Source organism: Paenibacillus sp. 01L418, from assembly GCF_056400045.1.
The window spans coordinates 1-3,851 of record NZ_JBFTSN010000532.1 but is presented as its reverse complement, the minus strand read 5'-3'; the positions used below and the strand labels follow the sequence as shown (position 1 = coordinate 3,851).

Sequence of the window (3,851 nt, the reverse complement as noted above, 5' to 3'; positions counted from 1 at the left end):
GCAAAATATACAGCAGTAAAGGCAATGTCGCTTACAAAGCGCTTGAGGATATAGAGCTTCAAGTGGAAGCGGGAGAATTCGTAGGGGTAATGGGGCCCTCTGGCAGCGGAAAAACAACTCTGCTGAATTTATTGTCCACGATCGATCGACCAACCTCTGGTCAAATTGAAATCAACGGCATAAATCCGAGCAAGCTAACGGACAAGAAGCTTGCCTTATTTCGCCGCCGCGAGCTCGGTTTCGTCTTTCAGGATTTTAACTTGCTAGATACATTATCAATCAAGGAAAACATCATTTTGCCGCTCGTAATGGAGGGCATGGCACCGAAGCTAATTGAACAAAAACTGGATTCGCTCGCTGAATTGCTGCAAATCAAACAAATCTTGAATAAGCGGACGTATGAGGTGTCTGGCGGCCAGAAGCAGCGCGCAGCAATCGCCCGTGCTATTATTCATCAGCCTTCGCTCGTGCTTGCAGATGAGTTGACGGGCAATCTCGATTCCAAATCAGCGAAGGATGTTATGGATTCCCTGAAGGACATGAATGAGCGTTTTAAGGCGACCGTATTGATGGTAACGCATGATCCATTCTCTGCGAGCTACTGCCAGCGCATCGTATTCATCAAGGACGGCAAGTTTTTCTCGGAAATTCGCCGCGGCTCAAACAGGCAAGCGTTTTTCCAACAAATACTAGATGCGCTCAGCGTGCTGGGAGGTAATTTCGATGACGTTCCGTTCGCTCGCGCTTAGTAACATTCGGGGCAACTGGCGGTCGTACAGCGCATTTTTCCTGAGCAGCGTCTTTTCCGTTATGATCTTTTATATTTATGCAGCGTTTCTATACCATCCAGAAGTAACGAGCGGCCACATTATGGCAGCATCAAAAATTCGTACAGGCATGGTGTTTTGTGAATATATTATCGTCATATTCTCGTTTTTGTTTGTGCTCTATTCTAATTCAGCATTTCTCAAAACGAGGCAGCAGGAATTTGGTTTGTTCTCCTTATTCGGGATGACAAAAGTTCAGCTTCGAAAGCTTGTTATTTATGAAAATGCAGCCATCGCTGCGCTGGCCATCGCTGTAGGCATCGGTCTTGGCATGCTGTTCAGCAAGGTGTTTTTTATGGCTCTAACGGTGCTTCTTAATTTGCAGGAAGCGATATCTTTTGCGGCTCCAATCAAAGCCATTGGCTTAACGGCAGGCGGTTTTTTTGTTCTGTTCATGCTGATCTCCATTTGGACAGCGCTTCGCATTGGACGAACTGAAATTATTGATTTGCTGAAAGCGGCTCGCAAGCCAAAAGGACAGCTCGTATTCTCGCCTTGGCTGGTTGCTGTGTCTGTCGTTTGCTTATCGGCTGCATATGGCATGGCTTTGGTTATGAACGATGGAAATTTCATGCTCCTAGCCTTGCCAATACTAATTACTGTCGTTATCGGGACGTACTTTCTCTTTACTCAGCTGAGCATTTTGCTGCTCCGCTATATTCAAAAAAGATCATCGATATATTATAAACGGACCAATATGATCGTGTTTGCACAGCTCGGCTATAAGATAAAGGATAATGCGCGTATTTTATTTATTGTATCAATTCTTAGCGCGATCGTTATGACTGCCCTTGGGACGGTATATGTGATGAACATCGGTGCCAAAAAAAATATGATAGAATACTCTCCTTTCTCACTAGCTTATAGTGAAAAAGGCTTGAATACACATGAGGTTATTGACCCAGGTAAGCTTAGACAAGTAGTCAAAGAGGACGGCTACAAAATTGTGCGTGAAGCAAAGGCAGCTGGCGTACTGTTGAATCGCTTTTCGGTTAAATGGGGAGACGAAAAGGCGCATGATTATGATTATGCTGCTTTGGTTATTTCAGCTACCGACTACAACAAGCTAGCAGCATTGACGGGTCAGCCGAGCATTCAGCCTGAGAATGGCAAGCTAACGCTTATAAAGTCCTATTTATCAAAAGGAAGAGAACAAGCAGGTACTGTAAAAGGCAGCATTAACGGTAAGGAAACGGCATTCGATATAAGCGGCTCGGTACAAGCGCATGTAATGAATTATCTCGATAGCAACTATTTTACTTTCGTAATGGATGATTTTTCCTACATGCAGCTGCTAACGAGTGTGCCTGAAGATGAGCTTTATGTGATGTATGGCTATGAATTAAGCAATTGGGAGAAAACAGCAGCTACGGTTGAGAAGCTTAGCAAGCTTGTGCCAGAACAATTTCAATCCCAAACCGATTTTAGCCGTGTAAAAACGCTGCAAGAAATGAATCAAACGGTTTCTTTGACTTTATTTATCGGAATGTTCATTAGTTTGTTATTCTTTATTGCTTCGGGAAGCATGATTTATTTCAAGCTGTTCACCGAGCTGCAGGATGATCAAGCACAGTTTAAGGCTTTAGTTCGCATCGGGATGACCAAGGGCGAGATTCGGAAAATCGTCGTCACACAGGTTGGCATTGTCTTTTTCGTTCCCGTTATCGTTGGCATTTGTCATGCCTTGTTCGCAATGAAAGCACTCGATAACCTGATGGAGTCATCCAATTGGATTTACTCTTTCGTCGTTATCGGCATTTATATCGTGATGCAGACGTTGTACTTCATAACCGCATGCAGCAGCTACATGAAGAGCATGCTTCGCGGGGCTAACGCATAATAAAATTAAAAAAACGGCTTTTTCCTCAGAAAATGAGGAGAAGTCGTTTTTTTATGTTCATATGAACATTTAGAAGCAAGTGAAAGAGCTGATTCTCCGTAAATCTATACCGGTGTAACCCCATGATCTTCCGAACCAACGGAAACCGGAGACAGATGTACGTCCGACAAATACAGGGAAAAACCAGAAACCATGACCATTCTCCATCCATACGTAAGTGTTGCGGAACAAACAGCCGGAAATAGCGCCTGGATCAATTGCAAATGACGAAACAGCTGGCTGCGGCGGCGTGAATTGTGGAGGCGGAGCGGTCGGACCCGACATACCTGGTTGACCTTGTTGTCCTGGTCCCATAGGTCCTTGTGGACCTTGTGGACCTTGCGGACCTTGCGGTCCAAATGGTCCGAAAGGCCCCATCGGTCCCATTGGCCCCTGAGGGCCTATTGGAGGCATAAATGCCATGCAAAATCACTCCTTATCAATTGGGCTAATGCATGTTATGCAGAAATACCTAGCAACGATTGGGCGAACGATCATTGTCAGCGATTCAATCTGAAAAAAGTTAAAAATGTGATTGGAGCGGAGTACCGATTATAGCGACGTTTAATCTAGAGGAATCAAATCTGTTTCCATTCCATGTCAGCAGATTCTCTACATAACCGAGCGTATCAGCGTTTGTTGGTCCAATGATGCGCTGAAGAGCCTGCAGATCAAAGGATGCACGGTTTTCGGCTGTAATAATTGGGTTTAATGCTGCGATAGCCAGCACTTCACCTTGCAGAGGCTGCTTCAGCGTTCCGTTTTCGTTGTAATAAGTGGCTAAATAAGCGGCCCCTTTGCTGCTTATATCAATTATAAACAGCAAATCAAGCTGAGCACTTGATACCGATACTTTGTACATATCTTCATACTGGACGCGAAACTTGTATTGTTGATTGTAGCTGTCTGAATCAAACAGCTTGTGAAGCRCATGGTGAGCGAAGGAGTAAATGTAGAAAATGCCGTAACCGCCGCTTCCTCCGGAATCGATACTGATCAAAATGTCTGGTATTTGATTTTTATCAAAGTCGCCAAGCAGCAGGACAGCGTTATAACCGGCATTATTTTGTAAAGGAACGACTGTTCGCTGCTGTGAATAACCATCTTGAATGACTAGCGTAATATGATCTGCGAATATACCGGAT

4 protein-coding genes are annotated in these 3,851 nt (G+C 44.4%); 2 read left to right on the top strand and 2 right to left on the bottom strand.

Annotated features, from left to right (window positions below):
• On the top strand, positions 1 to 749 hold a 749-nt coding region (locus AC1DSE_RS32065; RefSeq protein WP_477528818.1), incomplete at its 5' end, for an ABC transporter ATP-binding protein.
• Complete coding sequence (locus AC1DSE_RS32060; protein ID WP_477509028.1) at positions 724 to 2,667, top strand: ABC transporter permease; 1,944 nt, start codon at positions 724 to 726, stop codon at positions 2,665 to 2,667. The genes AC1DSE_RS32065 and AC1DSE_RS32060, both read left to right, overlap by 26 nt.
• A 69-nt stretch (positions 2,668 to 2,736) precedes the next feature.
• Here the strand turns inward: AC1DSE_RS32060 and AC1DSE_RS32055 are convergent, their stop codons facing one another.
• Both AC1DSE_RS32055 and AC1DSE_RS32050 read right to left on the bottom strand, forming a co-directional pair.
• Positions 2,737 to 3,129: a hypothetical protein gene (locus AC1DSE_RS32055; RefSeq protein WP_477509027.1), complete on the bottom strand. Its 393-nt coding sequence runs from the start codon at positions 3,127 to 3,129 to the stop codon at positions 2,737 to 2,739.
• A gap of 100 nt (positions 3,130 to 3,229) precedes the next feature.
• On the bottom strand, positions 3,230 to 3,851 hold a 622-nt coding region (locus tag AC1DSE_RS32050; protein ID WP_477528817.1), incomplete at its 5' end, for a VCBS repeat-containing protein.

Excerpts from the sequence above, each read along its gene's own strand:
- AC1DSE_RS32060 (WP_477509028.1), top strand. The coding sequence starts at position 724 with ATGACGTTCCGTTCGCTCGCGCTTAGTAACATTCGGGGCAACTGGCGG.
- AC1DSE_RS32055 (WP_477509027.1), bottom strand. The coding sequence starts at position 3,129 with ATGGCATTTATGCCTCCAATAGGCCCTCAGGGGCCAATGGGACCGATG.